Annotated in this window: 7 protein-coding genes; 1 reads left to right on the forward strand and 6 read right to left on the reverse strand. The window is 61.5% G+C overall.

Features of this window, described 5'->3' with window-relative positions:
- Positions 1–251: 251 nt before the first annotated feature.
- A complete protein-coding gene (locus GOQ28_RS02365; protein ID WP_160352002.1) occupies positions 252–569 on the forward strand; it encodes a virulence factor in 318 nt (105 codons plus the stop codon).
- Positions 570–745: 176 nt separating this feature from the next.
- On the opposite strand, the gene GOQ28_RS02370 is transcribed toward GOQ28_RS02365, so the two are convergent.
- From GOQ28_RS02370 to GOQ28_RS02395, 6 genes are all read right to left on the reverse strand, one after another.
- Positions 746–994, reverse strand: coding sequence for a hypothetical protein (locus GOQ28_RS02370; protein WP_160355290.1), 249 nt, complete (start codon positions 992–994; stop codon positions 746–748).
- A gap of 174 nt (positions 995–1,168) precedes the next feature.
- Positions 1,169–2,368, reverse strand: coding sequence for an HPP family protein (locus GOQ28_RS02375; RefSeq protein WP_160355291.1), 1,200 nt, complete (start codon positions 2,366–2,368; stop codon positions 1,169–1,171).
- A 160-nt stretch (positions 2,369–2,528) separates the two neighbouring features.
- Positions 2,529–3,878, reverse strand: coding sequence for a serine--tRNA ligase (gene serS, locus GOQ28_RS02380; RefSeq protein WP_160355292.1), 1,350 nt, complete (start codon positions 3,876–3,878; stop codon positions 2,529–2,531).
- A gap of 113 nt (positions 3,879–3,991) precedes the next feature.
- A complete protein-coding gene (locus GOQ28_RS02385; RefSeq protein WP_160355293.1) occupies positions 3,992–5,329 on the reverse strand; it encodes a replication-associated recombination protein A in 1,338 nt (445 codons plus the stop codon).
- A gap of 47 nt (positions 5,330–5,376) precedes the next feature.
- Positions 5,377–6,015, reverse strand: a complete 639-nt coding sequence (lolA, locus tag GOQ28_RS02390) for an outer membrane lipoprotein chaperone LolA (RefSeq protein ID WP_160355294.1) — start codon at positions 6,013–6,015, stop codon at positions 5,377–5,379.
- A partial coding sequence (locus GOQ28_RS02395; RefSeq protein ID WP_160355295.1) for a DNA translocase FtsK occupies positions 6,015–7,731 on the reverse strand: 1,717 nt, incomplete at its 5' end. The genes lolA and GOQ28_RS02395, both read right to left, overlap by 1 nt.

Here is a 7,731-nt window from a genome sequence, read left to right on the forward strand (position 1 = left end):
AGAATGTAACTGGAGCGTTGCAACGCTGACAACGGCATGAAATTTCAGTCGATTACAGCGGGGCGCCTCGCCCTGGGAAAGATGACACGGCCCCGATTCTTGCGTTGCAGCAAAAACGCCGGATGAGGGCCGACCCCTGTAGCGGTTTGTCGCGTTTTGACCGGGGAGGGAGACGATTTAGGGGTGAAAAAGTCCGACAATGGCCCCATTCGTTCACTATGGCTGCCTTCGGGCGGCAAGGTAGGATCCAAATGAAAAAGTGGTTCATCGCGAGCCTCAGCGTTGCCGGGTTGATGATGTCCAGTGCGGCCATGGCCCGTGTGGATATTGGGGTGTCGATCGGTGTGCCGGGTGTAATCTACCCAGCGCCGGTCTATGTCGCGCCGCAGCCCGTCTACGCCCCTCCGCCGGCGGTGGTCTACGCCCCGCCTCCCGTCTACCGGGCTCCGCACTACGTGCGCCCCGCCCCTGTGTATTACTACGGCAATCGTCATCACCCTGGAAAGGGACCGAAGCATCATCATCATCCCCACAAACACCATGGGCCTAAACACGGTCACCGACATTAATTCCTGACGCGGGCGAAAAAAGGGCGGCGCATTTCTTGCGCCGCCCTTTGCACTGAGTGCACTACTACCAGTGCCTTGCGCTGATAGTCGTCCCTGTCGCTCCTCACCCCACGATTTTCACGGGGGTTGGCGGCGTGGGCATACGGCGGGGCGTGCTGGGTGCACGCCACCAGCCATTATGCGGACGGGTGCGCGAATTCAGGTTCACCATTGAATCGTACTCCGTTAATACCCTCGAACACTTGCATGCGATGTTGCTCGGCTTCGGTCAGACTGGGCAGCGGCTGCTGGCCGGGAATCGTCCAACTTTTCTCCGGTGCATTCGCACCGAGGCGACGCGTCCAGATGCGCACTTTGAAGCCTTGGCCGTCCTCCTCGACCACGTCGCAACGCACCCTAAAATCACCGATCATCTTCGAATTCATTTTTTGTACCCCCAAGCTTGGTGACAACAACTCCGGTAAACGGATGCGCGTATTGTGCCTTAAAGATGCGGCCCTAATTTACGTGCGTACATTTACTGACATCAAAAACCGGATCGTTGCCAACAGGTTACGGTATGAATAAGTCGGAAATATGACAGTCACCGATAAATCGAACTACACCTTATCGGCTCGTGTAGCGACATCAGAGTTAGCAACTGCCGTGCCTGAGGCAGGACCGGTGGGGGTATTAAGGGGATCCAGGTAGCTGACGTGCACTAATTGCGCCACTGACAGCATGCCGACCAGCCGGCCAGCGCTATCGACCACGGGCACACCCTCAGTCGGGGATTTGAGGATTCGGGTGGCGGCCGCCGATATCAAGGTATCGGGGCTAACGGGGACGACGCCTGCCGCCAACATACCCCGCAATGGCGAACGATAGCCGCCCGGCCCCGGCCACAGAGGCCACGCGCGACCGGTAGTCGAGCGTCGGCGCAGTAATTCGAGCTGTGTCACCATGCCCAGGTAACGACCGCCCTCGCCCACCACCGGCAGGGCAGACACATTTAGACGTTTCAGGAGTTTCCACGCCTGGCGCACGCTGGTGTCGGGGACCAAGGTCGCGACGGGCGCCACCATCACTTCGCCACAGCGCAACGTGCGCGTGCGCCGTTGTTGGGCGCGTTCTAGCGCCTGTCGCGCTACCTCGTAAATATCACCGGATTCCATGGCCAGCAATTCGCCGCGCTCTTGGAGAATCTCATCGATGTCATGCCGCAGCAATCCTGCCCATTCCTCCTTTTCCGGAAGCTCGGGCTCGTCCTTACGGAACAGCGCATAGGGATAGTTGCCGCGCGTAGCGGCATGGTAGAGCAGTGCGCAGGCCAACATCAGGCACGAATTCAGCAGCACCGGGTTGAGCACGAATGCATAGCCCGCGTCATGCACCGAGGCATCGCCCAACACCGCGGTCAGCGCGATCGCGCCGGATGGCGGGTGCACGCAACGCAGCATGAACATCAAGCCAATCGCCAGCGTCACGGCCACACAAGTGGCCAGCATCGGATCAGGCAGCCATTTGGCGACGGTCACCCCCACAAGCGCGGCGATGACATTACCCGCCAACAGGGGCCAGGGTTGTGCCAAGGGGCTGGACGGTACGGCGAACAGCAATACAGCGGAGGCGCCGATGGGCGCTAGCAGAAGCGGAGTATTGTGCTCGGGCTCGCTCACAGCCGTCGATAGCACGCCCGTCACCAGAAGCCCGATCAGAATGCCCACGCAGGCGCGCAGGCGTTCCTTGGCCGGCACATGCAGTGGTTGCGGCCAGAAACGCATTAACCAGGAGGAAAGTGACGATCGCGATGCGGCCATAGGAGCTTATGCGTAACAGACGCAGCATCCCGCGCGCGAAGGCGGCACAAAGGGGCACCGCTGCAGCTGCCCGGAACCATGAACAACGACCGACCGGCGCTGCAACACCGGCGATCTGGGATCAGGCGCGGCCGTCGCGTGACGGCGCGCGCCCAGGACTTCAGGCCTTCAGAACGGTCAGACCACCCATATAGGGCTGCAGGGCCTTGGGGACGACGATACTGCCATCGGCCTGCTGATAATTTTCCAGCACGGCCACCAGCGCGCGGCCCACGGCCAGACCCGAACCGTTGAGCGTATGCAGATATTCGGGCTTGCCTTGCGCCGGACGGAAGCGCGCCTGCATGCGACGCGCCTGGAAGGTCTCGCAGTTCGATACCGAGGAAATTTCGCGCCAGGTATTTTGCGCCGGCAGCCAGACTTCGAGGTCGAAGGTCTTGGCCGCGCTAAAGCCCATATCGCCCGTGCACAGCAGCATCACGCGATAAGGCAATTCGAGCAGTTGCAGTACACGCTCGGCGTGGCCGACCATTTCTTCGAGAGCCTGATACGACGCCTCGGGGTGCGCGATCTGCACCATTTCCACTTTGTCGAACTGGTGCTGGCGAATCATGCCGCGCGTGTCGCGACCGCCGCTACCCGCCTCGGAACGGAAGCACGGCGTATGCGCAGTCAATTTCAGCGGCAGATCGGCTTCGGGCACGATGGTGTCGCGCACCGAGCTGGTCAGCGTGATTTCCGAGGTGGAAATCAGATACTGGTCTTCGCGCACGATTTCATTGCCGCGATCGTCCAGCACCTTGGGATCGTCGTCCTCGCCGCCCTTGGACACGGCAAACATATCGTCCTTGAACTTGGGCAACTGACCCGTACCAAACAAGGTCGAGCTGTTGACGATGTACGGCGTATAGCACTCGGTATAGCCATGCTCGCCAGTTTGCAAATCGAGCATGAATTGTGCGAGGGCGCGATGCAGGCGCGCGACCTGGCCGCGCATGAACGAAAAGCGCGCACCCGACAGACGCGCCGCCAGATCGAAATCCAGGCCCAGCGGTTCGCCAAGCGCGACGTGATCCTTGGGCTCGAAGCCCAGCGGCTGCGGATTGCCGTCCGCGGCGGGAGGATTCGGCAACCAGCGGCGCACTTCGACGTTGTCGTCCGAGGACGCGCCCTTGGGCACGCTCGGGTGCGGCAAGTTCGGAATCGACATCAGCCACTCGTGAAGCGACTGTTGCACGGTGGCGAGTTCGTCTTCGAGCTGCTTGAGCTGGCCCGGAATCGCTTGCGATTCGGCCAGCACGGCCGAGGCGTCCTGCCCCTGGGATTTCAGCTGGCCGATCTGCTTGGCGAGCGCATTACGACGCGCTTGCAAGGCCTCGGTCTGCGTCTGGACGGCCTTGCGGCGAGACTCCAGCTCGTTGAACCGTTGCGTGTCGAATTCGACGCCACGGGATTGGAGGCGTTCTACGACGGTTTGCAGGTCTTTACGCAGCAGTATCGGGTCTAGCATGAGCGGGCAGGATTCAGGTTGACAAAAGCCGGCGGCGGCTAAGCCGCCATGGCGGGCGATGCGCCGCGAGCCGTGAAGCCCGCGAACGCAAGACGGTCTTGGATTTTAGCCTTTTATTTCTGACGGGCTTCTTCGTCGAGCTTGCGCAGAAAAGCCAGCTTTTCTGCAATCTTCATTTCCAGACCGCGCGGCACGGGGCGATACCAGCGTGGCGCGCGGATGCCTTCGGGGAAATAATTTTCCCCTGCGGCGTATCCATGCGGCTCGTCATGGGCATAGCGATAGGCGTGACCGTGGCCGAGCTCTTTCATGAGCTTGGTCGGCGCATTGCGCAGATGAATGGGGACTTCGCGGCTCTTGTCCTGTTTCACAAAGGCGCGCGCCTGGTTATAGGCGTTGTAGCCGGCGTTGCTCTTGGCGGCGACGGCGAGATAAATGACCGCCTGCCCTAACGCCAGTTCGCCCTCGGGGCTGCCCAGACGCTCGTACGTGGCGGCGGCATCGTTGGCGATTTGCATGGCGCGCGGGTCGGCCAGACCAATGTCTTCCCAGGCCATGCGCACGATCCGGCGCGACAGATAACGCGCATCGACACCGCCATCGAGCATGCGCGAAAGCCAATAAAGCGCCGCGTCCGGGTCAGAACCGCGCACCGATTTATGCAAGGCGCTGATCTGGTCGTAGAACGCATCGCCGCCCTTGTCGAAACGCCGCAGATTCTGCGAAAGCGAAATCTCCAGCCACTGCGCGTCGATTTCCTGACGGCCCGCGGCCTGCGCCGACTCGGCCACCACTTCGACGGCGCTGATCAGACGACGCGCATCGCCATCGGCCCATGCCGCCAACTGTTCGCGCGCATCGGGGTGAATGCGCATATGGGCCGACTCCGGCTGCCCATCGTTCAACGCGTTGATCGCCCGGTCGATGAGCTGCTGCAGTTCCTCGGCATTGAGCGACTGCAGTACGTACACGCGCGCTCGCGACAGCAATGCGGAATTCACTTCGAACGAAGGGTTCTCGGTCGTGGCGCCGATAAACGTGAACAGGCCACTTTCCACGTAGGGCAAGAACGCGTCCTGCTGCGCCTTGTTAAACCGGTGCACCTCGTCGACAAAGAGAATCGTGCGTCGGCCCTGCCCCTGTGCGATCTGCGCGGTCACCACGGCATCGCGGATATCTTTCACGCCACCCAGCACAGCGGAGATCGCAATGAACTGGGCGTCGAAGCCATCGGCCATCAAGCGCGCAAGCGTGGTCTTGCCCACGCCAGGTGGCCCCCAGAAAATCATCGAATGCGGACGGCCGGACTCGAATGCGACACGCAGGGGTTTGTCCGGGCCCAGCAGATGCGTCTGCCCCACCACATCGCCAAGCGTACGCGGACGCAGCCTCTCGGCTAACGGCACATAAGGCCGGTGCGCGGGATCGTCAGCAAACAGGTCGTCGCTCATGACGGCATCAGGTCGGCGAGGAATAACGGATCACGGGCTGAACCGTTTTACATATTGACCACGTCCACACCCGAAGGCGGGGTGAAGCTGAACTCGGTCGCCGGCAGTGGCGGATTGGCCTGGATGTCGGATAGCTCGACGCGCGTGGTCTGTCCGAACGAATCGAGCAGTTCGACGCGGGCGGGCAGATTATTGCGCAGGCCAATATCGACTTGGGCAAAGCCCGCGTCGGCGCTGCGCGGCTTCGCGCGCAGCCATTCGAGCCCGTCACGAGCAGGCAGTGGCGACACATTGAAGGCTTGCTCAAGGTCGCCCGAGCCAAACAGAATCGCCGCGGGCGACGCGCCTATGGCCTGATCCACCTGGCGCACCGTGACCTGCGCGAGATCGGGATCGTACTGAAACAGTCGCTGCCCATCAGACACCACGAGTTGTTCGTACGGTTGATTGACCGCCCACTTGAATTTCCCGGGACGCTGGAACGCGAAGTCGCCACGTTGCGCCCTTTGCGTGGCGCCCTGCGCGCCCGTGGTGGACTGGGTGAACTTGCCCGTCGCGCTATTCACATTCGCGACAAAGGCCTTGAGCTGAGTTTGCGCATCGGCCGCCATCACGGCCATGGGGCTCATCGCGAGCAGCGCGGCCGTCGCAACGCCGACGGCCCAAGTACGGCAGGCAACTGACATCAGGCTTCCTCTTTCGCCGGCACCAGGATTTCCCGGTTGCCGTTTGATTGCATTGCCGACACCATACCCGATTGCTCCATCTGCTCGAGTAACCGTGCCGCACGGTTGTAACCAATTCGCAGATGACGCTGCACCAGCGAGATCGACGCACGGCGATGCTTGAGCACGACTTCGCAAGCCTGGTCGTACATCGGGTCGGTTTCCGCGTCGGTCATGCCCGTCACGCTGCCCACGCCATCGCCCGTCTCGCCTTCGATCGCGCCTTCGAGCAGGCCTTCGATGTAGTTGGGCTCGCCTTGGGTTTTCAAATGCTCGACCACGCGGTGAACTTCATCATCGTGCACGAACGCGCCGTGGACCCGGACGGGCAGCCCGGAGCCAGGCGGCATATACAGCATATCGCCCTGCCCCAGCAGCGTCTCCGCGCCCATTTGATCCAGAATCGTGCGCGAGTCGATTTTCGACGACACCTGGAACGCGATACGGGTGGGGATGTTGGCCTTGATCAGGCCGGTGATCACATCGACGCTGGGACGCTGCGTGGCCAGAATCAAATGGATGCCCGCCGCGCGCGCTTTCTGCGCCAAGCGCGCGATCAGTTCTTCTATCTTCTTGCCCACCACCATCATCAGGTCGGCCAGCTCATCGATCACCACCACGATGGTCGGCAAGGGCGACAGCGGCTCGGGCTGATCGGGGGTCAACGAGAACGGATTGGGAATCGGCGCTTCACGCTTGATGGCATCGCGGATCTTGGCGTTATAGCCGGCCAGGTTACGCACGCCCATTTTGCTCATCAGGCGATAGCGCTTTTCCATCTCGCCGACACACCAATTCAAGGCGTTGGCGGCGTGGCGCATATCGGTGACGACGGGCGCGAGCAGATGCGGAATGCCTTCATAGACACTCATTTCCAGCATCTTTGGATCGATCAGGATCAAACGCGTATCGGCCGGGCCCGCCTTGTAGAGCAGGGACAGGATCATGGCGTTGATCCCCACCGATTTACCCGAGCCGGTGGTACCGGCAACCAGCAAGTGCGGCATCTTGGCGAGATCGGCCACGACAGGGTTGCCCGCGATGTCCTTGCCAAGCGCCATCGTGACGACAGAGTTGCTGGCGTGGTAGGTCTGCGACCCGAGAATTTCAGACAGCTTCACCATCTGCCGACGCGGATTTGGTAGCTCCAGGCCCATCAGGTTCTTACCGGGGATGGTTTCTACCACGCGAATACTGACCAGACTCAGCGCGCGCGCGAGATCCTTGGCCAGATTCACGATCTGGCTGCCTTTGACACCGGTCGCGGGTTCGATCTCGTACCGGGTGATGACGGGCCCCGCTTGCGCGGCGACAACGGTGACATTCACGCCGAAATCGGCCAGTTTCTTTTCGATGAGCCGTGAGGTGAACTCGATGGTCTCGGCCGATACGGTTTCCTGACTCTGCGCGGGTGCATCCAGCAAACCGATCGCGGGCAGATCGCCGTCACCAGCTGGCGGCGAGAACAGCGTCTGCTGCTTTTCTTTTTCGACACGGACCGAGCGCGGCACCACGGTGATGGCGGGCTCGATGCGCACCGGCTGCTCGTGCGTGAGTTTCTCGTGTTTGGCTTCAACTTTTTCGGTGCGCACAGCCTTGGCGACCTCGCCTACCTTGCGGTCCTGGCGCGCGCTGTAAGTATCGCGAATACGACGGCCCACCCCCTCGACCCAGATG

It is taken from the genome of Bordetella sp. 02P26C-1, from assembly GCF_009763255.1.
Classification (GTDB): domain Bacteria; phylum Pseudomonadota; class Gammaproteobacteria; order Burkholderiales; family Burkholderiaceae_B; genus Bordetella_A.